At 61.7% G+C, this 25,196-nt stretch carries 26 protein-coding genes; 14 read left to right on the top strand and 12 right to left on the bottom strand.

The genetic code is table 11. The features are described 5' to 3' along the window. Nucleotides 1-43: 43 nt before the first annotated feature. The 3 genes from BS629_RS25770 to rsmA are packed head-to-tail and all read left to right on the top strand — an operon-like array spanning nt 44 to nt 2,850. Nucleotides 44-988 (top strand): SurA N-terminal domain-containing protein, encoded by a 945-nt coding sequence (locus BS629_RS25770; protein WP_018241453.1) that lies wholly within the window; start codon nt 44-46, stop codon nt 986-988. Nucleotides 989-994: 6 nt separating this feature from the next. Beyond that, nucleotides 995-2,023: a 4-hydroxythreonine-4-phosphate dehydrogenase PdxA gene (pdxA, locus tag BS629_RS25765; RefSeq protein ID WP_018241452.1), complete on the top strand. Its 1,029-nt coding sequence runs from the start codon at nt 995-997 to the stop codon at nt 2,021-2,023. Next, nucleotides 2,023-2,850 (top strand): 16S rRNA (adenine(1518)-N(6)/adenine(1519)-N(6))-dimethyltransferase RsmA, encoded by an 828-nt coding sequence (rsmA, locus tag BS629_RS25760; RefSeq protein ID WP_018241451.1) that lies wholly within the window; start codon nt 2,023-2,025, stop codon nt 2,848-2,850. Before pdxA ends, rsmA begins: the two co-directional genes overlap by 1 nt. 42 nt (nt 2,851-2,892) lie before the next feature. On the opposite strand, the gene gmk is transcribed toward rsmA, so the two are convergent. From gmk to fabD, 7 genes are all read right to left on the bottom strand, one after another. Beyond that, nucleotides 2,893-3,555 carry a guanylate kinase gene (gene gmk, locus BS629_RS25755; RefSeq protein WP_018241450.1) on the bottom strand — a complete coding sequence of 221 codons (663 nt, stop codon included), beginning with the start codon at nt 3,553-3,555 and terminating at the stop codon, nt 2,893-2,895. Between the two features lie 3 nt (nt 3,556-3,558). Beyond that, nucleotides 3,559-4,446 (bottom strand): YicC/YloC family endoribonuclease, encoded by an 888-nt coding sequence (locus BS629_RS25750; protein ID WP_018241449.1) that lies wholly within the window; start codon nt 4,444-4,446, stop codon nt 3,559-3,561. 18 nt (nt 4,447-4,464) lie between these two features. Continuing rightward, nucleotides 4,465-5,682 (bottom strand): endolytic transglycosylase MltG, encoded by a 1,218-nt coding sequence (gene mltG / locus BS629_RS25745; protein ID WP_020493381.1) that lies wholly within the window; start codon nt 5,680-5,682, stop codon nt 4,465-4,467. A gap of 180 nt (nt 5,683-5,862) precedes the next feature. After that, nucleotides 5,863-7,125, bottom strand: a complete 1,263-nt coding sequence (gene fabF, locus BS629_RS25740; protein ID WP_018241447.1) for a beta-ketoacyl-ACP synthase II — start codon at nt 7,123-7,125, stop codon at nt 5,863-5,865. A gap of 93 nt (nt 7,126-7,218) precedes the next feature. Further along, nucleotides 7,219-7,455: an acyl carrier protein gene (locus BS629_RS25735; RefSeq protein ID WP_003547058.1), complete on the bottom strand. Its 237-nt coding sequence runs from the start codon at nt 7,453-7,455 to the stop codon at nt 7,219-7,221. 287 nt (nt 7,456-7,742) lie between these two features. After that, a complete protein-coding gene (fabG, locus tag BS629_RS25730; RefSeq protein WP_018241446.1) occupies nt 7,743-8,480 on the bottom strand; it encodes a 3-oxoacyl-[acyl-carrier-protein] reductase in 738 nt (245 codons plus the stop codon). Nucleotides 8,481-8,510: 30 nt separating this feature from the next. After that, the gene (gene fabD, locus BS629_RS25725) at nt 8,511-9,455 is read right to left on the bottom strand and encodes an ACP S-malonyltransferase (protein ID WP_018241445.1); all 945 of its coding nucleotides are present in this window, start codon (nt 9,453-9,455) and stop codon (nt 8,511-8,513) included. A gap of 201 nt (nt 9,456-9,656) precedes the next feature. On the opposite strand from fabD, the gene BS629_RS25715 reads away from it, so the two are divergent. The 6 genes from BS629_RS25715 (at nt 9,657) to BS629_RS25690 (ending at nt 15,411) form a co-directional block, all read left to right on the top strand. After that, complete coding sequence (locus tag BS629_RS25715) at nt 9,657-10,700, top strand: aldo/keto reductase (protein ID WP_018241443.1); 1,044 nt, start codon at nt 9,657-9,659, stop codon at nt 10,698-10,700. Between the two features lie 369 nt (nt 10,701-11,069). Next, a complete protein-coding gene (gene rpsF / locus BS629_RS25710; protein ID WP_003547040.1) occupies nt 11,070-11,537 on the top strand; it encodes a 30S ribosomal protein S6 in 468 nt (155 codons plus the stop codon). A gap of 14 nt (nt 11,538-11,551) precedes the next feature. Further along, entirely contained in the window at nt 11,552-11,800 is a 249-nt protein-coding gene (gene rpsR, locus BS629_RS25705) for a 30S ribosomal protein S18 (RefSeq protein WP_003547038.1), read from the top strand. 155 nt (nt 11,801-11,955) lie between these two features. After that, complete coding sequence (locus BS629_RS25700) at nt 11,956-12,942, top strand: DUF2232 domain-containing protein (protein ID WP_018241442.1); 987 nt, start codon at nt 11,956-11,958, stop codon at nt 12,940-12,942. Nucleotides 12,943-12,964: 22 nt separating this feature from the next. Then, nucleotides 12,965-13,543 (top strand): 50S ribosomal protein L9, encoded by a 579-nt coding sequence (rplI, locus tag BS629_RS25695; protein ID WP_018241441.1) that lies wholly within the window; start codon nt 12,965-12,967, stop codon nt 13,541-13,543. A gap of 371 nt (nt 13,544-13,914) precedes the next feature. Further along, nucleotides 13,915-15,411, top strand: coding sequence for a replicative DNA helicase (locus BS629_RS25690; RefSeq protein WP_026188341.1), 1,497 nt, complete (start codon nt 13,915-13,917; stop codon nt 15,409-15,411). A 24-nt stretch (nt 15,412-15,435) separates the two neighbouring features. Here BS629_RS25690 and BS629_RS25685 read toward each other — a convergent pair whose 3' ends face one another. From BS629_RS25685 to BS629_RS25675, 3 genes are all read right to left on the bottom strand, one after another. Continuing rightward, nucleotides 15,436-15,738, bottom strand: coding sequence for an AzlD family protein (locus BS629_RS25685; RefSeq protein ID WP_018241439.1), 303 nt, complete (start codon nt 15,736-15,738; stop codon nt 15,436-15,438). Then, complete coding sequence (locus tag BS629_RS25680; RefSeq protein ID WP_018241438.1) at nt 15,735-16,397, bottom strand: AzlC family ABC transporter permease; 663 nt, start codon at nt 16,395-16,397, stop codon at nt 15,735-15,737. Before BS629_RS25680 ends, BS629_RS25685 begins: the two co-directional genes overlap by 4 nt. Before the next feature lie 67 nt (nt 16,398-16,464). Beyond that, entirely contained in the window at nt 16,465-17,286 is an 822-nt protein-coding gene (locus tag BS629_RS25675) for an AraC family transcriptional regulator (RefSeq protein ID WP_018241437.1), read from the bottom strand. 190 nt (nt 17,287-17,476) lie between these two features. Between BS629_RS25675 and alr the strand changes: the two genes are divergently transcribed. Then, nucleotides 17,477-18,640 carry an alanine racemase gene (gene alr, locus BS629_RS25670; RefSeq protein ID WP_018241436.1) on the top strand — a complete coding sequence of 388 codons (1,164 nt, stop codon included), beginning with the start codon at nt 17,477-17,479 and terminating at the stop codon, nt 18,638-18,640. 10 nt (nt 18,641-18,650) lie between these two features. On the opposite strand, the gene BS629_RS25665 is transcribed toward alr, so the two are convergent. Further along, entirely contained in the window at nt 18,651-19,286 is a 636-nt protein-coding gene (locus tag BS629_RS25665) for a LysE family translocator (RefSeq protein ID WP_018241435.1), read from the bottom strand. 164 nt (nt 19,287-19,450) lie between these two features. Here BS629_RS25665 and radA point away from each other — a divergent pair, with 164 nt between their 5' ends. From radA to BS629_RS25645, 4 genes are all read left to right on the top strand, one after another. Beyond that, entirely contained in the window at nt 19,451-20,851 is a 1,401-nt protein-coding gene (radA, locus tag BS629_RS25660; protein ID WP_012756823.1) for a DNA repair protein RadA, read from the top strand. A gap of 90 nt (nt 20,852-20,941) precedes the next feature. Beyond that, nucleotides 20,942-21,568, top strand: coding sequence for a CvpA family protein (locus BS629_RS25655; protein WP_018241434.1), 627 nt, complete (start codon nt 20,942-20,944; stop codon nt 21,566-21,568). Nucleotides 21,569-21,716: 148 nt separating this feature from the next. Then, nucleotides 21,717-23,207: an amidophosphoribosyltransferase gene (gene purF / locus BS629_RS25650; protein WP_018241433.1), complete on the top strand. Its 1,491-nt coding sequence runs from the start codon at nt 21,717-21,719 to the stop codon at nt 23,205-23,207. A gap of 75 nt (nt 23,208-23,282) precedes the next feature. Next, nucleotides 23,283-24,023, top strand: a complete 741-nt coding sequence (locus BS629_RS25645; protein ID WP_018241432.1) for an SDR family NAD(P)-dependent oxidoreductase — start codon at nt 23,283-23,285, stop codon at nt 24,021-24,023. A 113-nt stretch (nt 24,024-24,136) separates the two neighbouring features. On the opposite strand, the gene BS629_RS25640 is transcribed toward BS629_RS25645, so the two are convergent. Further along, nucleotides 24,137-24,886 (bottom strand): glycoside hydrolase family 25 protein, encoded by a 750-nt coding sequence (locus tag BS629_RS25640; protein WP_018241431.1) that lies wholly within the window; start codon nt 24,884-24,886, stop codon nt 24,137-24,139. Nucleotides 24,887-25,196 lie beyond the last annotated feature (310 nt).

Raw genomic sequence — 25,196 nt, 5'->3', positions numbered from 1 at the left:
ACGCCGCGAACAACGTCTCGCGGCGCTATCGGGAGGTCAACAGATGATTGACGCGAAAAAAGCCATAACCAAGTTCCTCGCCGGGGCAGCGCTTGCATTGCTGACAGGCCTTGCCGGTCCAGCGCTTGCGGCAAGTGAAGTCAAGGCCGTGGTGAACGGCACCGCCATCACCAGCGGCGATGTCGCCAAGCGCCAGGCCTTCCTGCGCCTGCAGCATACGAAGGCCGATGCCAAGGCCGCTGAGGAGCAATTGATCGACGAGGCGCTCAAGCGGCAGGAAGTCGCCCGCGTTCATATGTCGGTTTCGCAGCAGGACGTCGATGCGTCTTTCGCGCGCTTTTCGAGCGGCAACAAGCTTTCCCCCGAGCAGATGTCGCAGATCCTCGATCGCGCCGGTGTCGGCGTCGACCATTTCAAGGGTTTCATCGCCGTGCAGATGAGCTGGCCGCGTGTGGTCAACGCCCGCTACGGCTCGACGTCGCGGCTGTCGAACTATGATCTCGTCTCGCGCATGATGCAGAACAACAAGCAGAAGCCGGTGACGACGGAATATATGCTGCAGCAGATCATCTTCGTCATTCCGCAAGCCAAGCGCGGGGCCATCACCGGCAAGCGCAAGGGCGAGGCCGAGGCGTCGCGCTCGAAATTTCCGGGCTGCGACCAGGCAAAGGTATTTGCCGCGACGATGCGTGACGTTTCCGTGCGCGATCTCGGCCGCATGCTCGCCCCCGAGATCCCGCCGGATTGGAAGCCGTTGGTCGAGCAGGCCAAGGGCAACACGACAGGGACCCGCGTCACCGACAAGGGCGTCGAATACCTGGCAATCTGCAGCCAGCGGCAGGTCTCCGACGACCAGGCCGCCGAAATGGTCTTCCGCCAGGAAGATCTCGACAAGTCCAAAGGCGGCAAGGACGCCAGCCCGGAAAACGAAAACAGCAAGAAATACCTGGATGAACTGCGCAAAAAGGCGCAGATCGCCTATCGCTGACCGACAATGGCGATACCGTTTTCGCGACCGCTTGCGCTGACCCAGGGCGATCCCGCCGGCATCGGGCCGGACATTACTCTGATGGCCTGGCTCCGGCGGCGTGAACTCGGGCTGCCGCCTTTCTTCCTGATCGGCGATCCTGATGTCTTGGCGCTGAGAGCCCGCCAGCTCAATCTGGCGGTTTCGATCCGCGAGACCGATAAAGCCAGCGAGGCTGCCGGCATGTTTGCCGACGCGCTGCCCGTCATGACCGTACCGGCCGGTATCGAGGTGGTGGCCGGCGAGCCGCATGCGGCAACGGCGAAAGGCACGATCGCGGCGATCGAGAAAGCCGTGTCGCTTGTCATCACCGGCGAGGCGCTCGCGGTCGTCACCAATCCCATCTCCAAGGCCGTGCATTACGAGGCGGGTTTCCGATTTCCCGGCCATACCGAATTTCTCGCCGATCTCGCCGCCAGGGCGACCGGCCGGCCGGTGACACCGGTGATGATGTTATCAGGACCGAAGCTCCGGGCGATTCCCGTCACCATCCACATTCCTGTTAGGGACGTGCCGCAGGCGCTGACAGGCGAACTGATCGTTGAAACCTGCCGGATCGCCCATGAAGACCTGAGGCAGCGTTTCGGCATCGAGACGCCGCGGCTCGCCGTTGCTGGCCTCAACCCGCATGCGGGTGAAGGCGGGGCGATTGGCAAGGAGGACGAGGATATCATCCGACCGGCGATCGAGCGCCTGCGCGACGAGGGCATCGATGCGATCGGCCCCCTGCCCGCCGATACGATGTTCCATGACGAGGCGCGGGCGCGATACGACGTCGCCGTCTGCATGTATCACGACCAGGCACTGATCCCAGCCAAGGCACTTGGTTTCGACGACAGCGTCAACGTGACGCTCGGGCTTCCCTTCGTGCGCACCTCGCCGGATCACGGCACCGCCTTCGGCATCGCCGGCAAGGGACTGGCGCGCGAGCAGAGCCTTGTTGCGGCGCTGAAGCTCGCCGCCCAACTCGGCCGCAGTGCGGAAAGCCGCCGCTGATGGCAGCACTCGATGGCCTGCCGCCGCTTCGCGACGTGATCCAGCGTCACGGCCTCGACGCGCGCAAGGCGCTCGGGCAGAATTTCCTGCTCGATCTCAACCTCACCCAGAAGATCGCCCGCACGGCGGGGGCGCTCGACGATGCGACCGTTTTCGAAGTCGGCCCCGGCCCCGGCGGGCTGACGCGCGCGATCCTGGCGCTCGGCGCCAGGAAGGTTATCGCCATCGAGCGGGATACACGCTGCCTGCCGGCGCTCGCCGAGATCGCTGATCATTATCCCGGCCGGCTGGAGGTGATCGAAGGCGATGCGCTGAAGACGGATTTCGAGAAATTAACGCCGGAAGGCCCGATCAAGATCATTGCCAACCTCCCCTACAACGTCGGCACGCAGTTGCTGGTCAACTGGCTGCTGCCGAAAGCCTGGCCACCGTTCTGGCAGTCGCTGACGCTGATGTTTCAGAAAGAAGTCGGCGAGCGCATCGTCGCCAACGAAGACGACGACCATTACGGCCGTCTAGGCGTGCTCTGCGGCTGGCGAACAGAGGCACGCATGGCCTTCGACGTGCCGCCGCAAGCCTTCACGCCGCCGCCGAAGGTGACGTCGACGGTCGTGCAGCTGACCCCTCGCGAAAACCCGATCCCCTGCGTTGTCGCCAATCTGGAAAAAGTGACGCAGGCCGCATTCGGCCAACGTCGCAAGATGCTGCGCCAAAGCCTGAAATCGCTCGGCGGCGAGAGCCTGCTTGTCAAGGCCGGGATCGATCCGGCGCGGCGGGCGGAAACCCTATCTGTCGAGGAATTCTGCCTTCTGGCAAACAGCCTGTAGGGCAATTCAGGAACGTGCGAAGCGGTTTTCCCAGGAGCTGCTCTAAAGCGAGGGCGTCTCTTCCAGCAATGCACGGACGAAGTCGAACATGCCATGGCGGCGGTCGCGGCGCAGGCGTTCGGCCTTGACGATCGACTGGACGGCGTCGAGGGCGGCGTTGAGATCGTCGTTTATGATGACGTAGTCGTATTCGCGCCAGTGGGCGATCTCGGCGCGGCTATTGGCGAGGCGCGTCTGGATGACCTCCTCGGAATCCTCGGCACGGCGATGCAGCCGCGACTGGAGTTCCGTCATGGTCGGAGGCAGCACGAAGATCGAGACCACGTCGGCCGACATCTTCTCCTGCAATTGCTGGGCGCCCTGCCAATCGATGTCAAAGAGCATGTCGCGGCCTTCGGCCATGGCCTGCTCGACCGGCTCGCGCGGTGTGCCGTAGAAATTGCCATGCACCTCGGCCCATTCGAGCAGCGCGTCGCTATCGCGCAGCCGCTCGAACTCGCGCACACTCTTGAAGTGGTAATGCACATCCTCGACTTCGCTCGGGCGGCGCTGACGTGTGGTGACGCTGACGGAAAGACCGATTTGCCTGTCGGTCTCCAGAAGCGTGCGCGCGATGGTGGACTTGCCGGCGCCCGACGGCGACGAGATGACAAGCATCAGACCGCGGCGGGCGATCTGCACGGGCGAGGATTTCGCCGGGTTCATGTCTTACTCCAAATTCTGGACCTGCTCGCGGAACTGGTCGATCACGACTTTCAACTCGATGCCGGCAGCGGTGACCGCCGAGGCGTTCGACTTCGAGCAGATGGTATTCGATTCGCGGTTAAATTCCTGTGCAAGGAAGTCCAGCCGGCGCCCGGCAGGCCCACCTTTCACCAGGAGATCGCGCGCTGCGGCGACATGAGCCTTGAGACGATCGATTTCCTCGCGCAGATCCGCTTTGGTCGCCAGCAGTGCGGCTTCGGCATGCAGCCTGTCGCGGTCGAGTGCGGCCATGCCATCCATCAACAAGGCGACCTGCGCGACCAGCCGCGCGGCGATCTCCTGCGGCGAGCGAGACGGATCGAGCTCGATCGTTCGTGTCAGGCCTTCGATCGTCGTGACATGGTCGAGGAGGATACGCGTCAGCGCCGAACCTTCCTGTTCGCGCATTGCTCTCAGATCGGAAAGCGCGGCCAGCAAGCCGGCAGCGATCTCGGCGTCACGGGCGGCAAGCGCCTCCTCGCCATCCTCGCTTTCGCGGAATTCCACGATGCCGCGCACCAGGAGCAGCGTATCGAGCTTCAGTGGCGACGGATCGATGACACCGTCCAACTGCTCGCGCATAGCCAGCACGGCAGCGAGCGCCTCCTTGTTCAGCACCGCCTCGAAACGGTTCTCGTCGGCGGTGACGGATAGCGATGCCTGCAGGTTGCCGCGGCTGAAGCTCTCCCCGGCGAGGCGGCGGACGTCTGCCTCCATGCGTTCGAGGCCAGGCGGCAGGCGCAGGCGCAGGTCGAAGCCCTTGCCGTTGACCGAGCGCAATTCCCATGCCCAGCGCCAGCGGCCGCTCGTTCCCTCGCGCCGCGCAAAACCGGTCATGGACTGCAAAGCCATGCGTGCCTCCCGAAAGTATCAGTTGATCTTCTTTTTCTTCGGCGGCACGACGGTGGCGCCATTATCCGCCGGCTGCTCTTCCGGCTGGCCGTCGACTGCGATGTCCGGGTCCGAGCCCTTGTCGGCTTCGAGCTTGCGCCAGCGCTTGACGTTGGCATTGTGCTCCTCGAGCGTCGCAGCGAAAACATGGCCACCGGTGCCGTCGGCGACGAAATAGAGGTCCTGCGTCTTCCAGGGATTGGCGACGGCTTCCAGTGCATCCTTGCCGGGATTGGCGATCGGCGTCGGCGGCAGACCCTTGATGACATAGGTGTTGTAAGGTGTGTCCCGCTTGAGGTCCGACTGGTAGATCGGCCGGTCGGCGGGTTTGCCCTCGCCGCCGAAGAGACCGTAGATGATCGTCGGATCGGACTGCAGGCGCATGCCCTTGCCGAGCCTGTTCAGGAAAACGGAGGCGACATGGGCACGCTCGTCGGGAACGCCGGTTTCCTTTTCGACGATCGAGGCGAGTGTCACGAATTCCACTTTGGATCGCAGCGGCAGCGAGGAGTCGCGCTTGTCCCAGATCTGATCGACGAGCTTCTGCTGTGCAGCCGCCATCTGGTCGATGATCTCCGCGCGCTTGGTGCCGCGCGAGAATTTGTAGGTATCCGGACGCAGGCTGCCCTCGGTCGGCAGTGCGGCCGGCAAGTCACCTTCGAGCACGGTGTCCTGCAACATGCGGTCGAACATCTGGCGGACCGTCAAGCCCTCAGGGAAGGAAACGGAATAGAGAATGGACTTGCCCGATTTCAGAAGCTCCATGATATCGCTCATGGAGGCCTTCGCCTTGATCTCGTACTCACCCGCCTTCAGGCTCTCACCGGCAGAAAGATGCGTTGCCGTGAGATAGCGGAAAATGCGGGCATCGCTGATGATTGCGTTGCGCTCGAGGTTCGAGGCGATTTCGGCCAGACCAGCGCCGTTGCGGACGATGAAATTGGTGTTGGTCTGCAGCGGACCCGGGTTCCGATAGGTCGATGTGGCATAGTAGAAGCCGATGACGGCGACGACGCAGACCAGAACCGCCAGCGTCATGATGAAGTTCAGGAAAAGAACGACCTGGCCGCGGGCTTTCCTGGACCGCCGCGGCGGCTCCGGGACACGCTCAGGACGCAGGGCTTCGTTCGGCGACTTCGGGATGATCGGTCCCTTCTGCGCCTGGCTATCGTTGCTCTGGTTCGTCGTATCGCTCACCGGCAATCCTCTAAAACTTGACCCTCACTTCGCTATTTCGCGAAGCAATGCGGCAAAAGCAGGTTCTGCCGCCGTTCAAAGACGCCGTTGCCGGTCGTTATGCTTTCGCACGCCCTCCTACGCAACGTAGAGGACGGCCGGTTGCGGTGTAAGGGAGACCCGCTCCACCGCACAGGACTTTTATTGCGCGTAACGGCGCAGCACGAGCGACGCGTTCGTGCCGCCGAACCCGAACGAGTTGGACAGCGCCACATTGATTTCCCGCTCACGAGCCTGATGCGGAACAAGATCGATCGCCGTCTCACGTTCGGGATTGTCGAGATTGAGCGTCGGCGGAGCGATATTGTCGCGGATGGCGAGCGTGGTGAAGATCGCCTCGATGGCGCCGGCTGCACCGAGAAGGTGTCCAGTCGCCGACTTGGTCGAAGACATGGAGATCTTCGATGCCGCGTTGCCGACCAACCGCTCGACGGCGCCGAGTTCGATCGTATCGGCCATGGTCGAGGTACCGTGGGCGTTGATGTAATCGATATCGGCCGGCGTCAGCCCGGCGCGCTTCAGCGCCATCGCCATGCAGCGGCCGGCACCCTCGCCGTCTTCGGACGGCGCAGTGATGTGATAGGCATCGCCTGACAGGCCGTAGCCGACGATTTCGGCGTAGATCCTGGCGCCGCGCGCCTTGGCGTGTTCCAGTTCCTCGAGCACGACGATGCCGGCGCCTTCGCCCATGACGAAGCCGTCGCGGTCGCGATCATAGGGGCGCGAAGCCTTCTGCGGGTCGTCGTTGTGCTGGGTCGACAGCGCCTTGCAGGCGGCAAAGCCTGCAAGCGAAATGCGGCTGACGGGGGATTCCGTGCCGCCGGCGACCATGACGTCGGCGTCACCCAGCGCGATCAGCCGCGCGGCATCGCCGATCGCATGCGCACCCGTCGAGCAGGCGGTGACGACCGAATGATTGGGTCCGCGCAGCTTGTGGCGGATCGAGACCTGGCCGGAGACGAGGTTGATCAGGCGGCCGGGAATGAAGAAGGGCGAGATACGGCGCGGGCCCTTGTCGCGCAGGGTGTAACCCGCCTCGACAATGCCTTCGATACCACCGATGCCAGAGCCGATCAGCACGCCGGTGGCGATCTGGTCCTCATCGGTTTCAGGATGCCAGCCGGCATCGGCAAGCGCCATATCGGCGGCGGCCATGCCGTAGATGATGAAGGGGTCGACCTTGCGTTGCTCCTTCGGCTCCATCCACTGGTCGACATTGAAGGTGCCGTCGGTGCCGTCACCGATAGGAATACGGCAGGCGATCTTGGCGGGAAGGTCATCGACCTCGAATTCGGTGACGAGGCGGGCGCCGTTCTGACCGGCAAGCAGCCGCGACCACGTCACCTCGGTTCCGCATCCCAAGGGTGATACCATGCCGGTACCGGTGATGACGACACGTCTCATCGCGTGCTTTCCCCCGCCTCTTATGTTCTATGGAGAAGTATGCCGAAAAGAAAAGGGCGGACTCCAGGCCCGCCCTTTCTCAAATTCACAGGATCAGGCCTGGGCCTTCTCAATAAACTTCACGGCATCGCCGACCGTCAGGATCGAGTCGGCAGCGTCGTCAGGAATTTCAACGCCGAATTCTTCTTCGAAAGCCATGACAAGTTCGACCGTGTCGAGCGAGTCAGCGCCCAGATCGTCGATAAAGCTGGCGCTCTCGACGACCTTGTCGGCATCAACGCCAAGATGATCAATAACAATTTTCTTTACGCGTTCTGCGATATCGCTCATGTCGGTTTCCTCGACCTTATGTCCTGATCGGAATGCCATCGCGGCACCCCTACCCTGTTTCAGCCTGCGATGTTTTCAGACATCCTCGGCAAACTCGTTTACCCGGCTTCAGAGATGTCCCAGGCTTGCAAAAAAGCCCGCCGGTCCGTCTGCTTTCTCGGGACGACTGTTGACAGTCATGGCCCGCTTAACATGCTTTATGTCTGCCGCAAAGCCAGAAAATCAACGGTTCGTGATTGCTCAACATGCTATTGGCGGAAATATTCCCATGCCAACAGTTTGTCGTTTCAGATCATCGCCATGCCGCCGTTTACGTGCAGCGTCTGACCCGTCATGTAAGCAGCCTCGGAGGACGCAAGGTAAGCAACCGCCGAAGCGACCTCGCCGCCCGTGCCCATGCGCTTCATCGGGATCGCCCCCATGATCGCTTCCTTCTGCTTGTCGTTCAGCTTGCCGGTCATGGCGCTCTCGATGAAGCCCGGTGCCACGCAATTGACCGTCACGTTGCGGGTGGCAATTTCCTGCGCCAAGGACTTGGTGAAGCCGATCATGCCGGCCTTGGAGGCGCAGTAATTGGCCTGCCCTGGATTGCCGGTGACGCCGACGACGGAGGTGATGTTGATGATGCGGCCATAGCGGCGACGCATCATCGGATGCGTCAATTCGCGCGTCAGGCGGAACGTCGATGTCAGGTTCACTTCGAGGACGGCGTCCCAATCCTCGTCGCTCATGCGTACAAAGAGCCCGTCGCGGGTGATGCCGGCATTGTTGACGAGAATATCGACGCCTTCGAGGTCGGCTTCGGCCTTCTGGCCGAGCGCCTTGACCTCATCGCGGTCGGACAGATTGGCCGGGAAGATCTTGACGCGCTCGCCGAGATCGGCGGCCAGCGCTTCCAGTTTCTCGACGCGGGTGCCGTGCAGGCCGACGATAGCGCCCTGCTTATGAAGAAGGCGGGCGATTTCCTCGCCGATACCGCCGGATGCGCCGGTGACGAGAGCCTTGCGGCCGGAAAGATCGAACATGGAAACGTTCCTTATATCTGGAGATACCAATCAGGCCATGAGGGCGGCGACGGCCGCGTCGATATCCGCCGGACCGTTGACGGAGATGCCGTTGATCGTCTTGTCGATGCGGCGGGCAAGGCCGGTCAGCACCTTGCCGGAACCGAGTTCATAAAGCGTCGTGACGCCATTTCCGGCGAACCATTCCACCGTCTCGCGCCAGCGGACCTGGCCGGTCACCTGCTCGACCAGGAGGCTGGCGATCTCGTCGGCGCCTGTCACGGGCGCAGCACGGACATTGGCGATGACAGGCACGACCGGATCGGATTTGGCGACCGTTGCCAGCGCTTCGCGCATGGCGTTGGCGGCCGGCGCCATCAGTGTCGAATGGAACGGAGCGGAGACCGGCAGCAGGATGGCGCGCTTGGCGCCCTTGTCGGTCGCAAGGCCGGCCGCCTTTTCGACGGCTGCCTTCTCGCCCGAGATGACGATCTGGCCGCCGCCATTGTCGTTGGCGATCTGGCAGGCGCCGGCAGCGGCCGCTGCCTCGCAAACGGCAACGACGTCGGCATGTTCGAGGCCGATGATCGCGGCCATAGCGCCGACGCCGACTGGGACGGCCGCCTGCATGGCATTGCCGCGGATGCGCAACAGCCGCGCGGTGTCGGCGAGCGAAAAGGTGCCGGCGGCGCAAAGTGCCGAATATTCGCCGAGCGAATGACCGGCGACGTAGGCGATCTTCGACTTCAGATCCAGCCCTTTGGCTTCGAGAACGCGGACGACGGCGATCGAGACGGCCATCAGCGCCGGCTGGGCATTCGCCGTCAACGTCAACGTATCCTCGGGACCGTTGAACATGACGTCCGAAAGCTTTTCACCGAGCGCCTGATCGACCTCTTCGAAAACGGCGCGAGCTTCCGCGAAATTCTCGGCGAGATCCTTGCCCATGCCGACGGCCTGACTGCCCTGACCGGGAAAAGTGAAAGCGATGGTCATTTTCATGTCCCTGATTACGCCCCTTAAGGCTGTTTTGCCTCCAATTGACATTCTTTCCGGCAGAGTCAAGTGGCGCCTCATTCTCCGCAAAGCCTTTCGCACCGGCGCAAAAGCCCGGTTTTTGCTCTTGCGCTCCGCCAAATCCAGCCTAGATTTGCGCGGACCTCCCCAAGGCTTTCACCTCTCTCCCAAGGTTTTTTCATGAAGTACAATTCACTAGGCCGCACTGAGATTTCCGTTTCAGAGATTTGCCTTGGCACCATGACCTGGGGTTCGCAGAACAGCGAAGCCGATGCTCATGCGCAGATGGACTACGCCGTCGAAAAGGGCGTCAATTTCTTCGACACGGCCGAGCTTTATCCGACCACCCCGGTTTCGGCGGCGACACAGGGCTGGACCGAAGACTATATCGGCAGTTGGTTCAAGAAGACCGGCAAGCGCGGCGATATCGTGCTCGCCACCAAGGTCGCAGGCCGCGGCCGCGACTATATACGCGGCGGCGAAGGTGCCGATGCAAAGAATATCCGCCTGGCGCTCGAGGCCAGTCTGGCGCGGCTGAAGACCGATTATATCGACCTCTACCAGATCCACTGGCCGAACCGCGGCCATTTCCATTTCCGCCAGAACTGGAGCTACAATCCCTTCAACCAGGATCGCGACAAGGCCGTCGCCAATATGCTCGACATCCTGGAAACGCTCGGTGCGCTGGTGAAGGAAGGCAAGATCCGCGCGATCGGTCTTTCCAACGAGACCACCTGGGGCATACAGAAATATCTGACGCTCTCCGAACAGAAGAACCTGCCGCGCGTTGCGAGCGTCCAGAACGAATATAATCTGCTCTACCGCCATTTCGATCTCGATCTCGCCGAGCTCTCGCATCACGAGGATGTAGGGCTGCTCGCTTATTCGCCGCTCGCCGGCGGCATCCTCTCCGGAAAATATGTCGATGGTGTCAGGCCGAAGGGTTCGCGCGGTTCGATCAACCCCGATATCGGAGGCCGCCTGCAGCCCCTGCAAGAGCCGGCGACCAAAGCCTATCTGCAGATCGCGGCCAAATACGGTCTCGATCCGGCAGCGATGGCGCTTGCCTTCTGCCGATCAAGGCCGTTCATGGCTTCGGTCATCATCGGCGCGACGTCGATGGAGCAGTTGAAAGTCGATATCAGTGCGGCCGACCTAACGCTTTCGGACGAGGTGCTCACGGAGATCGCCAAGGTGCACCGGCAGTATCCGCTGACGCTTTGATCATATTCCTTTAACGCCTGCCCGACGCCGAACGGGATGAGAGCATGATGTCGCCCGAAAACCGCTCACAGTTTTCGGCATCACGCTCTACTCACCGGTCTGGTTCGATTGTCCGATTGCGCTTGCCTTTCCCCGAAAAATCCGTATAAGCCGCGCTGTTCGTTAACCCGGTCTTCTGGCTGGTGGCTGAACGGAGGGCCGGTTTCCTTTCGGAAATCGTTCGGAACGGAAGCGTTCCAGCCTCCCGTGTCTCCGCTCTCGACCGTCTCGGAAACGCTTTCTTGCCTGGGTCCGCCCAATCAGGAGCAGTCGTTGAGGCTTAGCCGCCGAATATCGGGTTGAACCAAACGCAAGAAAGGCAAAGCTGTCATGGCTCTTTATGAACATGTATTCCTTGCCCGGCAGGATATTTCCGCTCAGCAGGTCGATGCCCTCGTAGAACAGTACAAGGGTGTGATCGAAGCGAATGGCGGTAAGGTCGGGCGTATCGAGAACTGGGGCCTCAAGTCCCTCACCTACCGCATCAAGAAGAACCGTAAGGCGCACTACGCCCTGATGGACATTGATGCCCCGGCTGCTGCCGTCCAGGAAATGGAACGTCAGATGCGCATCAGCGAAGACGTTCTTCGCTACATGACGATCGCCGTCGAGAAGCATGAAGAAGGTCCGTCTGCCATGATGCAGAAGCGCGACCGTGACGACCGTCCGCGTGAAGGCGGCCGTGGCCCGCGTGAAGGCGGCTTCGGTGATCGCGACCGCGGCCCGCGTCCGCCGCGTGAAGGTGGCTTCGGCGACCGTGACGACCGTCCGCGCCGTCCGCGCGAAGACCGTGTATAAGGGAGATCTGAGATATGTCTGAAACTTCCTCCGCTCCGGTCCGCCGCCCGTTCCATCGCCGCCGCAAGACCTGCCCGTTCTCCGGCGCCAATGCGCCGCGGATCGACTACAAGGACGTACGCCTGCTGCAGCGCTACATTTCCGAGCGTGGCAAGATCGTTCCGTCCCGCATCACGGCCGTTTCCCAGAAGAAGCAGCGCGAACTCGCCCAGGCGATCAAGCGCGCCCGTTTCCTCGGCCTGCTGCCCTACGTCGTCGCCTAATCGGTCGACGCCGACACCTTTAGGGAAGGCATTCGTGCCTTCCCTTCTCCCTTCCGCGATGGGCGCGGATCGGAACTCTTAAAACCCATGTTGAGACGTTTCTGAATTTGATTCAGCAACATCCTCTAACTGCTTGATGAAGCAGGACAGCGACCTTGAAACGACCGAACATTAGAACGCTGCTGATCGGCGCACTCGCCGGATTGACCGCCGCCCTGCTGGTGCTGGGCGCGAGCATGCAGCCGTCGTTTTTCAGCGCGCTTCTCTACACGGCCTCGGCGCTGCCGATCCTGATCGTCGGGCTCGGATGGGGCAATGCCGCCGCGGTCTCGGCCGTCGTCACCGCTGCGGCCCTCGGGGCGATCTTGATCTCGCCCTCCTTCGCGCTGATCATGACGCTGGTGACGCTTCTGCCGGCCGGTTGGCTCAGCCATCTCGCCAATCTGGCGCGTCCGGCCGCCGAACTCGGCGGCCCCGACCATCTGCTTGCCTGGTATCCGCTCTCCGATATCCTGCTGCATCTCTGCGGTCTGGTGACGCTCGCCGTCATCGTCATCGGTGTGATCATCGGCTACGGGCCTGAGATTACCGATCCGATCGTCGATCTGCTGATCACCTCGCTCAAGCAGCAGCAGCCGGAATTCATGCCCGATCCGGCGGCGACTGCGCAGACCAAGTCGCTGATCCTGCTGATGCTGCCGGCTTTGCAGGGCGGCATGTGGGTCAGCATGTTATTTGCCGCCTATTACTTCGCCGTGCGCATCGTCTCAGCGTCCGGCCGCGGCCTTCGCCCGCGCGAGGATATTCCCTCGTCGCTGCGCATGAACCGCAACTCGATCTTCATCTTCCTGGCCGGGCTTGCCGCCTGCTTTTTCGGCGGCATTCCGGCGCTGGTCGGTGCGACCGTGATCGGCACCTTCGGCGCCGGCTTCATGCTTTCCGGTTTCGCCTCGCTGCATTTCCGCACGCGCGGCAAGGACTGGCGCATACCGGCTCTCATCCTCTGCTATCTGGCCTCGATGCTCATGCTGCTGCCAGCTCTCCTCATCCTCGTTCTCGGTCTCAGCGATACGCGCAAGGCGATCGCGCTGACCCCGACGAAAGATGCTGATGCCCCCAAACAATCCGATACGAAAATCTGAGACACAAGAAAGGAAAAAGAAAATGGAAGTCATCCTTCTCGAACGCATCTCCAAGCTCGGCCAGATGGGCGAAACCGTAAAGGTTCGCGACGGCTTTGCCCGTAACTACCTGCTGCCGCTCGGCAAGGCGCTGCGCGCCAACGCCGCCAACAAGACCCGCTTCGAAGCCGAGCGTGCGACGCTCGAAGCCCGCAACCTCGAGCGCAAGTCGGAAGCCCAGAAGGTCGCCGACGTTCTCGACGGCAAGTCCTTCATCGTCGTGCGTTCCGCCGGCGAAACCGGCCAGCTCTACGGTTCGGTTGCTGCCCGTGACGTCGTCGAGATTCTCGCCGCCGAAGGCTTCAACATCGGCCGCAACCAGGTTCACCTCAACACGCCGATCAAGTCGATCGGCCTGCACAAGGTCGAACTGCAGCTGCATGCCGAAGTCGAAATCCACGTCGAGCTGAACGTTGCCCGTTCGGCCGAAGAGGCAGAGCGCCAGTCCAAGGGCGAAGAACTCACCTCGGTCGACGCGATCTACGGCGTCGACGAAGACGCGCTGCGTCCGGAAGACTTCTTCGATCCGGAAGCCGACGGCGTCGACGAAGACGAAGCATAATTTCGTCGGAGCGATCCGCGACAGGGAAGCCCGGCCACCGCGCCGGGCTTTTTCGTTTCCATCCCTTCCATAGGCGTAGTGGACTGGGTCGCTTTTTAAGGGGATTGTCCGGATGTTTTTGCTGCGTGCCTTATGGCATCGCGCTAAAGTAGCGTTCTCCGAAACGGATGGGCTGAGTCGGCGCCATACCGTGTCGTGCGGGTGACACTGCCAGTATTTCTCCTTTGTGTCGCCCAAGACTGTGGAGAAGTCGAACAACGTGCACAGCGTTCAGGATTTAGGCGAAGCGAGCCCCCGCTCCTTTCGTAGCCTCTTGATTTTCGCGTCCGGAATTGCAAATCCGGAGCTGGAAAAAGACAGAACGGATGATGATGAACGACGCCGCTCGAAAGATTACAGCTGTTGCCCCGTCGGAGCAGCATTATCGCGAAGCACCCAACAATATCGAAGCCGAGCAGGCGCTTCTGGGTGCGATCCTGATGAACAACGACGCCTATTACCGGGTGTCGGACTTCCTGAAACCGATCCATCTCTATGAACCGCTGCACCGGAAGATCTTCGAGGTTGCCGGCGATATCATCCGCATGGGTAAGATCGCCAACCCGGTGACGATCAAGACCTTCCTGAAAGCCGACGAGAAGGTCGGCGACATGACGGTTTCGCAATACCTGGCGAGTCTCGTCAGCAATGCCGTCACCGTCATCAATGCCGAGGATTACGGCCGGGCGATCTACGACCTGGCGCTGCGCCGGGCGCTGATCACCATCGGCGAAGATGTCGTCAATATCGCCTATGACGCGCCGCTCGACATGCCGCCGCAGTCTCAGATCGAGGATACGGAACGCCGCCTCTTCGAATTGGCGGAGAACGGCCGCTACGACGGCGGCTTCCAGGCCTTCAACGATGCGGTTGCGCTAGCCATCGACATGGCGGCTGTCGCCAAGGAACGTGACGGCGGGCTTTCCGGCATTTCCACCGGCATCCATTCGCTGGATTCCAAGATGGGCGGCCTGCAGCGTTCGGACTTGATTGTGCTGGCCGGACGCCCCGGCATGGGCAAGACCTCGCTTGCCACGAACATCGCCTACAACATCGCCGCCGCTTACGAAGGCGAAGTCCAGTCGGACGGCAGCATGAAGGCGAAGAACGGTGGCGTCGTGGGCTTCTATTCGCTCGAAATGTCGTCGGAACAGCTCGCCACCCGTATCATCTCCGAGCAGACGGAAGTCTCCTCCTCGAAGATCCGCCGCGGCGACATCAACGATGCCGATTTTGAAAAGCTCGTCGCCTGCTCGATGATGATGCAGAAGGTGCCGCTCTATATCGACCAGACCGGCGGCATCTCGATCGCCCAGCTTTCGGCGCGCGCCCGCCGCCTCAAGCGCCAGCGCGGCCTCGACGTGCTTGTGGTCGACTACATTCAGCTGATGACCGGTTCGGGCAAATCCAGCGACAACCGCGTGCAGGAAATCACCCAGATCACCACCGGCCTCAAGGCGCTCGGCAAGGAGCTCAACGTTCCGATCATCGCGCTGTCGCAGCTCTCGCGTCAGGTCGAAAGCCGCGACGACAAGCGGCCGCAGCTGTCCGACCTTCGCGAATCCGGCTCGATCGAGCAGGATGCCGACGTTGTGCTCTTCGTGTTCCGCGAGGAATATTACGTCAAGAATTCGGAGCCGCGCGACATCCACGATCCGAAATATCCGGAATGGGAAGCGCTGTTCGACAAGGTGAAGGGCACGGCCGACGTCATCATCGCCAAGCAGCGCCACGGGCCGACGGGCACGGTGAAACTCGCCTTCCAGTCAGAATTCACGCGCTTTGCCGATCTCGCCGATCCTTCCTTCACACAGTACGAGGAACATTGACGCGGTTTTCCGGGTCAATTTCCCTTAGAAAACTGCGGCCCGCAACAAGGCCACCGCCACAACGCCGACGACGACGCTGGCAAGCATCGGCAGGCGGCGGGCGGCCAGCGCCGTTGCGGCACATGCCAGTGTCTCCGCCCAGCCGGTCGCAAAGGCGGTCGGAGCTATCACGGCCATCAGGACCGCCGGCGGGATCGCCTCAATCGCCGTTTTCCAGCGTTCGTCCAGCTGCACATGACGGATGAGGACGAGACCACTGATGCGCGTGAAAATCGTCGCGAATGCCATAGCGAGGATGGCAAGCAGGGTATTGATATCAAGCGTCATGCGGCCTGCTCCTGTACCCGCCCCTTCCAGAAAGCCATCACCAGGAAATGATGGACGACAACGGCTGCAATTCCGCTCGCGGCCAGAATTGCGCCCGTTTCCGGTCCCTTCCAGAAGCCCATGACCAGCACGACAAACACGGCCGGAAAGGCGAAATCGAGACCGATGACCGCGGGATCGCCCAGAAAGGCGCCGAGCAACGCGCCTGCCAGCGAAGAGCCGACCCAGGCGGCATAGAAGGGCGTGACGATACCGGCATACCATACGGGCGTCAGCCGTGTGCTGCCGGCGCGGAACTCCGCCATGGCCCAGAGTTCGTCGGCAAGGAACAACATGGCGGCATAGCGCCTGATGGTGGAGAAGGACTGCATCTTCATGCCGATGGAGGCGCTCATCAGCACATGGCGGATGTTGACCAGCAGGGTGGCAAAGCCGACGCCGACCCAGCTTGCCGGATGCGCCCATATATCCATTGCCACGAACTGCGAGCCACCGGCAAAGACCAGCGCGCTCATCAGCGCTGTTTCCAAGACCGAAAGCCCCTTGGTGGCCGAAATCGCGCCGAAAACCAGGCCGATCGGAGCAACGGCGACGACAAGTGGAAAGATGGCGCGCATTCCGGCAAGAAATTCGCCGGCCGGCCGGCTCTGCTGCAACATGGCAACCTCCCGATTAAGATCGCGGAGCAGTAGCCCAGCCCGACCCAGCCGTATTGAACGTAAGTGATCAGCCCGTTCGGAATTGACCGGGTGTTACGCCTGTGCGCGCCTTGAAGTGCCGGGTGAAATGCGCCTGATCGGCAAAACCGCATTCGAACGCAATATCGGCCGGCATGCGCCCCTGCCGCAGCAACCTGCGGGCCACCTGCACGCGCCGGTCCGTCAGGAAGGCATGCGGCGTGATGTGGTATTCCTTGCGGAAGGCGCGGATGAGATGCGCGCGGCTCAACCTCGCCACCCCGGCCAGTTCCTCAAGGCCGACGTCGCTGTCGAAATTCTCGATGAGGTATTCGCGGGCGCGGGCGACGGCGCTTCGCTCCTGCGTATCGACAGGCACGACCATGGTGCTGCCGTGGCGCGCAAAGATCGCCGCCAGCACCGAGAACATGCTTTCATCGGACTCCAATGCACCTGCACCCCTTTCGAGCGTGCGATGGGCGGAGTGAAAAGCATTGGCGAGCTGCGGATCGCGTGGAAGCCCGCCGGAAAAAGACGGCGTCGCGTGAAAGGCCTTGCCGGTCACATCCTCCAGAATATCGATGAATAATTTCATGTCCGGATAGATCATGCGGTAACGGTAGCCCTCGCCGCCGGGAGCACCGTCATGAATGACGCCGGGATCGATAAGATAAAGGTCGCCGGGGCCGGTTTCCTCCCGCCTGCCGCTCAGCGTGGCGATCTGGCTGCCGCTTTCAATCGCGCCGATGCTGAATGTATCGTGCGCATGCGGCGCATATTCATGAGTGAGGAAGGTAGCGCTCAGACACTCCATATCGCGGAAGCGGCTGTCCCGCCAAAAGCGGGCCGATTCCACGTTGGCGAGCGGCATAGCCTCCGCCGCCTCTTTCTGAGATACGTTCTGCATGCGGGTAGATTAGCGCCGAAGCCGCCATGCGTCTTGAACAAAAGTGATCGTACAGGCGGCAAAGGATGGTATGTGACCGCCCGCGCTTTCCCTTGGTCGCAATGCTCACTAGACTGGGTGAGGTGATTTTCCCTTCATTTCTTCACGGCGATTCATGACAGATTTTCCCATTCCCTTCGACGACGACGATCTTTTCGCTTCCGCAGGCCTGCGGCTGACCGTCGACTTGACCGCGCTGACGGAGAACTGGCGCGATATGGCGCGCCGCTCCGGTGCAGCGCGCGCCTCGGCCGTCGTCAAGGCGGATGCCTATGGCATGGGCATCGAGGATGCCGGCGAAGCGCTCTATATGGCGGGCGCCCGCGACTTCTTCGTCGCGACCGTCGACGAGGGCGTCACCCTTCGCCTCTATGCGCCGGAGGCGCGCATCTTCGTGCTCTCCGGCATCTGGCCGGGCACCGAGCGGCGCTTCTTCGACAATGATCTGGTGCCGGTGATTTCCTCCGACGAGCAACTCGCCTTCTGGATGGCGGTGCTGGCCGATTACGGCGACTATCCCTGCGCGCTGCATGTCGATACTGGTTTCAATCGGCTCGGACTGCATATCGACGATGCGATCGCGCTCGTCGACGACGTTTCGCGGCCGGCGAGTTTCGCGCCGGTGCTTGTCATGAGCCATCTCGCCTGCGGCGACGATCCCAGCCATGCGATGAACCGGCGGCAGCTCGAATCATTCCACAGGGTTAGCGCCGCCTATGAAGGCATCGATTCAAGTCTTGCCGCCTCGGCCGGCATCTTTCTCGGCGAGGATTATCACTTCGACCTGACCCGCCCCGGCATTGCGCTTTATGGCGGCGAAGCGGTCTGCGGCATGACGAACCCGATGCGGCCGGTGGCAACAGCGGAAGCGCGCATCATCCAGGTGCGAAATGTCGAGGCCGGCGAGACCGTCAGCTATGGGCGAGCGCTGCAGCTCAACCGCAAAAGCCGGCTGGCGATCGCCTCGGCCGGTTATGCCGACGGCTATATGCGCAGCCAGTCGAGCGGTGGCGTGCCGCTGCGCCAAGCGGTGCCGCAAGGCGGGCAAGGCTTCATCGCCGGACACAAGGTGCCGGTTGCCGGCCGCATCACCATGGACCTGACGATCTTCGATATCACCGACCTGCCTGACAATGCCGTGCGCGCCGGGGATTATGTCGAGCTGTTCGGCAAGAATATGCCAGTCGACGACGTGGCGCGGGCAGCAGGCACGATCGGATACGAGATCCTGACCAGCATGGGGCTCCGCCACGAGCGGCGCTATGTCGCCGAGGAGTAGAGTTCGCCCGTCAACGGCTGCTGAGCGCAAGCCGGACCCCGAGCGCCACGAAGAGCGCGCCGAGGCTGCGATCGAGCCATAGCCCGACTTTCTGATTATGCCTGAGCGCATCGGCAAGGCGCCCTCCGAGAAGGACGAGCGGCGGCTCGATGAAGGCAGCGACGACAATGATGAGCCCGCCATGCAGCAGGAGTTGGGCCCATGCCGGTCCTGCCCCTTCGACGACGAATTGCGGCAGGAAGGCCAGGAAGAAGATCGCCACCTTCGGATTGAGCAGCGACACAAGGATTCCTTGCCGGTAGATCCTTGCGACCGGCATTTCTTCACCGTCAGCCTTTATCAGTCCATTGCCGCCGCCGGCGCGCAAAGCCTGAATGCCGAGCCAGACGAGATAAGCGGCACCGATCCATTTGACTGTCGAGAAGGCGACGGCGGAAGCGGCAAGTATGGCCGAAAGGCCGAGTGCCGCCATCAGGACATGCAGACAGGCGCCGGACCAGACGCCGAACAGCGCGGAAAAACCGGCACGTTTTCCGCTTCTCATCGTGTGGCCGAGGATGAAGGCGATATCGGGGCCAGGCGAGAGGTTGAGCAAAACCGCCGCCGACAGAAATGCAAGCCAGTGTGCGAGCGAATAATCGAACATCTTCCACCGTTCCGGATGACTAGGAGCAAAGGATAGGCACGGGTGCGCTGATGGGGAAATCATTAGTTTTGATCCGTCACGACAGCCATTATCTCAAGCACGATATTGATTCGATGAGGCGGCGCGTCTGCTTCACTTGGAAACCCGGACTGAAAGAGTAATTGATGGCGAAGGCCAGGACACAATTCATCTGCCAGAGTTGCGGCACGGTTCATAACCGCTGGGCCGGCAAATGCGAAAACTGCGGCGAGTGGAACACCATCGTCGAAGAGGACCCGATGGGCGGGATCGGCTCCGGTCCCGGCAAGACACCGAAAAAGGGCCGCCCTGTAGCGCTGACGGCGCTGTCGGGCGAGATCGAGGAGGCGCCGCGCATCCATACCGCCATGTCGGAGCTCGACCGGGCGCTCGGCGGCGGCTTCGTGCGCGGCTCGGCGGTGCTGATTGGCGGCGACCCCGGCATCGGCAAATCGACGCTGCTGATGCAGGCAGCCGCCGCCCTTGCCCGGCGCGGCCACAAGATCATCTACGTCTCCGGCGAAGAAGCCGTGGCGCAGGTCCGGCTGCGGGCGCAACGCCTCGCGGCGGCCGATACCGACGTGATGCTGGCGGCCGAAACCAATGTCGAGGATATTCTGGCGACGCTCGCCGAGGGCAAGCGGCCGGACCTCGTCATCATCGATTCCATCCAGACGCTATGGAGCGAACTTGCCGAATCCGCGCCGGGAACGGTGACGCAGGTGCGCACCGGCGTCCAGGCAATGATCCGTTTCGCCAAGCAGACGGGCGCCGCCATGGTGCTCGTCGGCCATGTGACCAAGGACGGGCAGATCGCCGGACCGCGCGTCGTCGAGCACATGGTCGACGCCGTGCTCTATTTCGAAGGCGACCGCGGCCATCACTACCGCATCCTGCGCACGGTCAAGAACCGCTTCGGCCCGACCGACGAGATCGGCGTCTTCGAAATGTCAGACAAAGGCTTACGCGAAGTCGCCAATCCCTCGGAGCTCTTCCTCGGCGAGCGCAACGAGAAATCGCCGGGTGCTGCCGTCTTCGCCGGCATGGAGGGCACGCGTCCCATTCTCGTCGAAGTGCAGGCGCTTGTTGCGCCGACCTCGCTCGGCACGCCGCGGCGCGCCGTGGTCGGCTGGGATTCGGCCAGGCTGTCGATGATCCTGGCGGTGCTTGAGGCTCATTGCGGCGTCCGGCTCGGCCAGCACGACGTCTACCTCAACGTCGCCGGCGGTTACCGTATCTCCGAACCGGCGGCCGATCTCGCCGTTGCCTCGGCGCTCGTTTCCTCACTTGCCGGTATTGCCCTTCCTGCCGATTGCGTCTATTTCGGCGAAGTCAGCCTGTCGGGCGCCATCCGACCGGTTGCGCACACCGCCCAGCGTCTCAAGGAAGCCGAGAAGCTGGGTTTTTCCGCAGCACTGCTTCCATCCGCCTCCGCCGAACTGCCGAAGGGCTCCGGCGGGCGCTGGAGCGAAGTCGGAAGCCTGCCGGATCTGGTCGCGCGCATCGCCGGATCGAAGGGAGCGCTGCGTGTGGAAGACGATGTTTGATCCTTTCATTGCCAGGAATGGTGATGATATAGGAGGCACACGATAAGGCACGACACGGCCGCCAAGCGGCAGTCCTGGAGTTGAATTTACATGCCCATTACGATTTTCGACGGTATTGTCATCGGCGTCGTGCTCTTCTCCGCCGTGCTGGCGATGGTCCGCGGCTTTTCGCGCGAGATCCTCTCGATCGCCAGCTGGGGCGGTTCGGCCGCCGCTGCCTATTACCTCTATCCCTACCTGCTGCCCTACGCGAAAAAATATACCGATGACGACCGCATCGCGATCGTCGGTTCGGCAGCGGTCGTCTTCCTGATTGCGCTCATCGTCATCTCCTTCATTACGATGAAGATCGCCGATTTCATCATCGACAGCCGCGTCGGCGCGCTCGACCGCACGCTCGGCTTCCTGTTCGGGGCAGCGCGCGGCGTGCTGCTCCTGGTCGTCGCCGTCGCCTTCTGGAACTGGCTGGTCGATGTCGACCACCGCCCGGCCTGGGTTAACGAAGCGAAGTCGAAACCTTTCCTGGATTCGATGGTCGTGAAGCTGAAATCCGTTCTGCCGGAGCAATTTGCCCAGATGATACCGGAAAGCATCCGTGATAAGCTGCAGCCGCCGACACAGGGCGCCGAAGGTACCACTCCGCCGGCGGGCGACCAGGCTCCGGCGGAAGACGCACCGACCGCGCCTGCAGACGGCGCACAGCAGCCGGCGAATTGACACAGTGTTCAAGAGCTTGACCCGCCTTCCGGCAATTGCCATTTGAGCGGAACATGAAATGAGGGTCCGGCCGGGCATTCCAGCTCCGCCGGGCTCAGCTATTTCTGGAAATGCCGATCCATTCTTGTGAGAGCAGAGGCCCGCAGAAATGAACCAGTCCCATTCCTTCCCGACCGACGATCCGCTCGACGGAGATACGCTGCATGAAGAATGCGGGGTTTTCGGAATTTTGGGACATCCCGATGCCGCCGCGCTCACGGCTCTTGGCCTGCATGCGCTTCAACATCGCGGACAGGAAGCAGCCGGCATCGTCTCCTTCGACGGCAAGCGCTTTTATCAAGAGCGCCATATGGGCCTCGTCGGTGACCACTATACCAATCCGATGACGCTCGCCCGCCTGCCCGGCAGCATTACGATCGGTCATACCCGCTACTCGACAACCGGCGAAGTGGCCATGCGCAACGTGCAGCCGCTCTTTGCCGAACTGGAAGAAGGCGGCATCGCCATTGCCCATAACGGCAATTTCACCAACGGCCTGACGCTGCGCCGCCAGATCATCGCGACCGGCGCCATCTGTCAGTCGACGTCCGATACTGAAGTCGTCCTCCACCTCATCGCCCGTTCCCGCCACGCTTCCACATCCGACCGCTTCATCGATGCCATTCGCCAGATGGAAGGCGGCTATTCGATGCTCGCCATGACGCGCACGAAGCTGATTGCCGCGCGCGACCCGACCGGCATCCGCCCGCTGGTGATGGGCGAACTCGACGGCAAGCCGATCTTCTGTTCGGAAACCTGCGCGCTCGACATCATCGGCGCCAAGTTCATCCGCGACGTTGAGAACGGCGAGGTCGTCATCTGCGAAATCCAGCCTGACGGCTCGATCAGCATCGATGCGCGCAAGCCCAGCAAGCCGCAGCCGGAGCGCCTCTGCCTGTTCGAATATGTCTATTTCGCCCGCCCGGACTCGGTCGTCGGCGGCCGCAACGTCTATACGACGCGCAAGAGCATGGGCATGAACCTTGCCAAGGAATCGCCCGTCGATGCCGACGTGATCGTGCCGGTGCCGGATGGCGGCACGCCTGCGGCGCTCGGCTATGCCCAGCAGAGCGGCATTCCCTTCGAATACGGCATCATCCGCAACCATTATGTCGGGCGCACCTTCATCGAGCCGACGCAGCAGATTCGCGCCTTCGGTGTGAAGCTGAAGCATTCCGCCAACCGGGCGATGATCGAAGGCAAGCGCGTGGTGCTGGTTGATGATTCCATCGTGCGTGGGACGACGTCTCTCAAGATCGTCCAGATGATCCGTGAAGCCGGCGCGCGCGAAGTCCATGTCCGCGTCGCAAGCCCGATGATCTTCTTCCCGGATTTCTACGGCATCGACACGCCTGACGCAGACAAGCTACTGGCAAATCAGTATGCCAATGTTGAAGCCATGGCCAAATATATCGGTGCGGACTCGCTCGCCTTCCTGTCGATCGACGGCCTCTATCGCGCCGTTGGCGGCGAGGATCGCAATCCGGCCCGGCCGCAATTCACCGATCACTATTTTACCGGCGACTATCCGACCCGCCTGCTCGACAAGAACGGCGAGTCCATGGGCAACAAGATTTCCATGCTCGCCAGCAACGGCTGACACGGCTCGGCTTTCCCATTATCCATCCCGAGGGGTTCACCGCACCCCTCTCCCCTCGTGAGGGAACACGACATCATGAATATCAATCTTGAGGGCAAGATCGCACTCGTCACCGGTGCGTCGCGCGGCATCGGATATTTCACGGCGCTGGAGCTTGCGAAAGCCGGCGCACATGTGATTGCCTGCGCACGCACGGTCGGCGGGCTCGAGGACCTCGACGATGCGATCAAGGCCATTGGTGGCGCGGCGACGCTCGTGCCCTTCGACCTTGCCGACATGAACGCGATCGACGCGCTCGGCGGCTCGATCTTCGAGCGCTGGGGCAAGCTCGACATCCTCGTCGCCAATGCGGGCGTGCTCGGCGTCATTTCGCCGATCGGCCATATCGAAGCCAAGGTGTTCGAGAAGGTGATGACCATCAACGTCACCGCGACATGGCGGTTGATCCGCTCAGTCGACCCACTGCTTGCTCGCTCGGATGCCGGTCGTGCGGTGATCATCTCTTCGGGTGCTGCCCACAAGTGCCGCCCCTTCTGGGGCGCCTATTCCGCTTCCAAGGCTGCGGTCGAAGCGCTGGCACGTACATGGGCCGGCGAAAGTCAAAGCACACCGCTGCGGGTCACCAGCGTCGATCCGGGAGCGACACGCACGGCGATGCGAGCGCAGGCGGTGCCGGGCGAAGATCCGCAGACGCTACCGCATCCCTCCGAGGTCGCAAAGGCGATCCTGCCATTGCTGGGGCCTGGTGTGACCGAGACGGGTAAGCTGTTCATTGTGCGGGAGAACAAGCTCGTCGATTACCGCCTGCCGGAATAAGCACCTGCATAATTCCTTAAGTCGGAATCGATTCAAGGACAAAATGATGCGGCAATTCAAAGTGCTACAGCGTCCTTTGCGCGTCCGAAAAGACGCGCGGCGCTGTCGACGTCTCAGTTCGCTGCAACGGCTGGGAACAGATGCGCCAGGCCCGCTTCCGACGGGCAAAGCGCATTGAGGTCAACCGGTCCCTGGATGCCGTCCAAGGTGCCGTTGTCGGCAAATTGCCAGATTGACCAACGACTGCACTCTTCCTGTCTCGGTTCCCTGAACACACTGCGCAGCCACAGATAGTGGTCAGGAAAGCGCGATTCATTGCCTTTCAGAAATTGATCGAAGAACTCCTGAGTGACGTAAAAAATAGGTTTCTCCGGAAAAGTGCCCTTCAGCTCGGTGAAGAAGGCGTTCACCTCGGCAGCCATTTCCTCGAGCGTCGGGATTTTGTTGCAATTGCCGACAAACTCCAGATCGATGGCGATGGGCAGAGTTCCCTGCTCCTTCGGCACAGTCGCCAGGACATTCTGCGCCTGATCCTTGCCCGGTCGGCAGAAGGTGAAGAAATGATAAGCGCCCCTGACCAATCCAGCATCTCCGGCGCGCTGCCAGTTGTCGGCGAATTTGGAATCCCGATGATCTCCACCTTCGGTCGCCTTCATGAAGGCGAAGCGGACATTCGCCTGCGAGGCAACCACCTTCCAATCGATATCACCTTGGTGATGGCTGACATCGATGCCTTGGATCGGATAGCTGCTTAAGGAGGGATTGTTGAAGCGAAGCATTCCGAAATCGTATGCGAAATATGCCGCGAATGCGACAACCAGAATTGCAGTCGCTCCGATCGCCGATCGAGCCAGTCTCCGCATCCCTTCCTCCCAATTAACAACAGTTTCTCAACCGGCTATGCGAATTTTGCGCCGCGAAAATGGCGAGGGAATTTCAAGGGCGCGCCAACGGGTTTCATCATCGCATGGATGGATCCTGTTGCCGCTGGATCGCTCTTCGCCCCCCTTGACCGGAAGCGCGAACCGGGCCATAAAACCCGCCATGAAAACGGTTATCTGCATTATCTGCCGGAAGATTATTCGCTAGCGCGAGCGCTGGCCCGGCCGTTTTCGTCTCCCAAATAGTCAAGATGCGAAACGCCCCGGTCCGCCGGTCGCGATATTTTTCTGA

Origin of the sequence: Rhizobium leguminosarum bv. viciae USDA 2370 (genome assembly GCF_002008365.1) — a bacterium.
GTDB classification, from domain to species: Bacteria; Pseudomonadota; Alphaproteobacteria; order Rhizobiales; family Rhizobiaceae; genus Rhizobium; species Rhizobium leguminosarum.
This window is presented reverse-complemented; position numbering and strand designations above follow the sequence as displayed.

What these genes read in the sequence shown, in the direction of transcription:
- radA (WP_012756823.1), top strand. Translation starts at nt 19,451, where the DNA reads ATGGCGAAGGCCAGGACACAATTCATCTGCCAGAGTTGCGGCACGGTT.
- BS629_RS25715 (WP_018241443.1), top strand. Translation starts at nt 9,657, where the DNA reads ATGAAGTACAATTCACTAGGCCGCACTGAGATTTCCGTTTCAGAGATT.
- fabD (WP_018241445.1), bottom strand. Translation starts at nt 9,455, where the DNA reads ATGACCATCGCTTTCACTTTTCCCGGTCAGGGCAGTCAGGCCGTCGGC.
- BS629_RS25640 (WP_018241431.1), bottom strand. Translation starts at nt 24,886, where the DNA reads ATGCGGAGACTGGCTCGATCGGCGATCGGAGCGACTGCAATTCTGGTT.
- rsmA (WP_018241451.1), top strand. Translation starts at nt 2,023, where the DNA reads ATGGCAGCACTCGATGGCCTGCCGCCGCTTCGCGACGTGATCCAGCGT.
- pdxA (WP_018241452.1), top strand. Translation starts at nt 995, where the DNA reads ATGGCGATACCGTTTTCGCGACCGCTTGCGCTGACCCAGGGCGATCCC.
- BS629_RS25645 (WP_018241432.1), top strand. Translation starts at nt 23,283, where the DNA reads ATGAATATCAATCTTGAGGGCAAGATCGCACTCGTCACCGGTGCGTCG.
- BS629_RS25770 (WP_018241453.1), top strand. Translation starts at nt 44, where the DNA reads ATGATTGACGCGAAAAAAGCCATAACCAAGTTCCTCGCCGGGGCAGCG.
- BS629_RS25665 (WP_018241435.1), bottom strand. Translation starts at nt 19,286, where the DNA reads ATGTTCGATTATTCGCTCGCACACTGGCTTGCATTTCTGTCGGCGGCG.
- BS629_RS25655 (WP_018241434.1), top strand. Translation starts at nt 20,942, where the DNA reads ATGCCCATTACGATTTTCGACGGTATTGTCATCGGCGTCGTGCTCTTC.
- fabF (WP_018241447.1), bottom strand. Translation starts at nt 7,125, where the DNA reads ATGAGACGTGTCGTCATCACCGGTACCGGCATGGTATCACCCTTGGGA.
- gmk (WP_018241450.1), bottom strand. Translation starts at nt 3,555, where the DNA reads ATGAACCCGGCGAAATCCTCGCCCGTGCAGATCGCCCGCCGCGGTCTG.
- BS629_RS25750 (WP_018241449.1), bottom strand. Translation starts at nt 4,446, where the DNA reads ATGGCTTTGCAGTCCATGACCGGTTTTGCGCGGCGCGAGGGAACGAGC.
- BS629_RS25680 (WP_018241438.1), bottom strand. Translation starts at nt 16,397, where the DNA reads ATGTTGCAGCAGAGCCGGCCGGCCGGCGAATTTCTTGCCGGAATGCGC.
- rplI (WP_018241441.1), top strand. Translation starts at nt 12,965, where the DNA reads ATGGAAGTCATCCTTCTCGAACGCATCTCCAAGCTCGGCCAGATGGGC.
- alr (WP_018241436.1), top strand. Translation starts at nt 17,477, where the DNA reads ATGACAGATTTTCCCATTCCCTTCGACGACGACGATCTTTTCGCTTCC.
- rpsF (WP_003547040.1), top strand. Translation starts at nt 11,070, where the DNA reads ATGGCTCTTTATGAACATGTATTCCTTGCCCGGCAGGATATTTCCGCT.
- BS629_RS25685 (WP_018241439.1), bottom strand. Translation starts at nt 15,738, where the DNA reads ATGACGCTTGATATCAATACCCTGCTTGCCATCCTCGCTATGGCATTC.
- rpsR (WP_003547038.1), top strand. Translation starts at nt 11,552, where the DNA reads ATGTCTGAAACTTCCTCCGCTCCGGTCCGCCGCCCGTTCCATCGCCGC.
- BS629_RS25675 (WP_018241437.1), bottom strand. Translation starts at nt 17,286, where the DNA reads ATGCCGCTCGCCAACGTGGAATCGGCCCGCTTTTGGCGGGACAGCCGC.
- fabG (WP_018241446.1), bottom strand. Translation starts at nt 8,480, where the DNA reads ATGTTCGATCTTTCCGGCCGCAAGGCTCTCGTCACCGGCGCATCCGGC.
- BS629_RS25735 (WP_003547058.1), bottom strand. Translation starts at nt 7,455, where the DNA reads ATGAGCGATATCGCAGAACGCGTAAAGAAAATTGTTATTGATCATCTT.
- purF (WP_018241433.1), top strand. Translation starts at nt 21,717, where the DNA reads ATGAACCAGTCCCATTCCTTCCCGACCGACGATCCGCTCGACGGAGAT.
- BS629_RS25690 (WP_026188341.1), top strand. Translation starts at nt 13,915, where the DNA reads ATGAACGACGCCGCTCGAAAGATTACAGCTGTTGCCCCGTCGGAGCAG.